1 protein-coding gene is annotated in these 483 nt (G+C 53.4%); it reads right to left on the bottom strand.

Translation table 11 applies throughout. The annotated features are described in order from the left end of the window. Window positions 1–87 precede the first annotated feature (87 nt). Complete coding sequence (locus tag C662_RS19605; RefSeq protein ID WP_002925881.1) at window positions 88–369, bottom strand: helix-turn-helix domain-containing protein; 282 nt, start codon at window positions 367–369, stop codon at window positions 88–90. Window positions 370–483: the final 114 nt, after the last annotated feature.

The following is a 483-nucleotide window of genomic DNA, read 5'->3' as shown; positions in this document are numbered from 1 at the left end:
TGATGACGTTATCAAGCTAAACGGCAACATGCCGGTCACCAAGCTGCCGTCCGTGCGGCTCTTTGAAAATACCCGATGTGAATTTATTTACATACGTAACTCTTGCAAGACTTCAGGGTGAGAAACGGCAACACGGAGCAACGTCTTGGCCGCACCCGTAGGCGAGCGACGCCCCTGCTCCCACTCCTGCAGCGTTCTGGCTGACACTCCGAGCAGATCCGCAAAAGCTTGCTGAGACAAGCCCATCTTTGCACGAGCCTCAGCTGCTTCGGACAACTCGACACGCGTGGTGCGTACGGCCTCGCCACGCCTCATTTGCTTGACGGACTCAAGCAAATCCTGCTGGAACTTTTCGATTTCAGAGGGCATCTTCGACTCCTTGCTTTAACTCCGCCAAGAAGGACGTGGGGAGATTGTCGAACTTGGCTTTCTTGTAGGCGATCAAGAGCCAAATGGTTTCGGTGTTCGCGTTGAAGTAAATGA

It is taken from the genome of Thauera sp. 28 (genome assembly GCF_000310145.2).
Classification (GTDB): Bacteria; Pseudomonadota; Gammaproteobacteria; order Burkholderiales; family Rhodocyclaceae; genus Thauera; species Thauera mechernichensis.
The sequence above is the reverse complement of the archived record's forward strand: the minus strand, read 5'-3'. Positions and strand labels throughout refer to the sequence as shown.

Coding starts and splice junctions, on each gene's coding strand:
- C662_RS19605 (WP_002925881.1), bottom strand. CDS start 369: ATGCCCTCTGAAATCGAAAAGTTCCAGCAGGATTTGCTTGAGTCCGTC.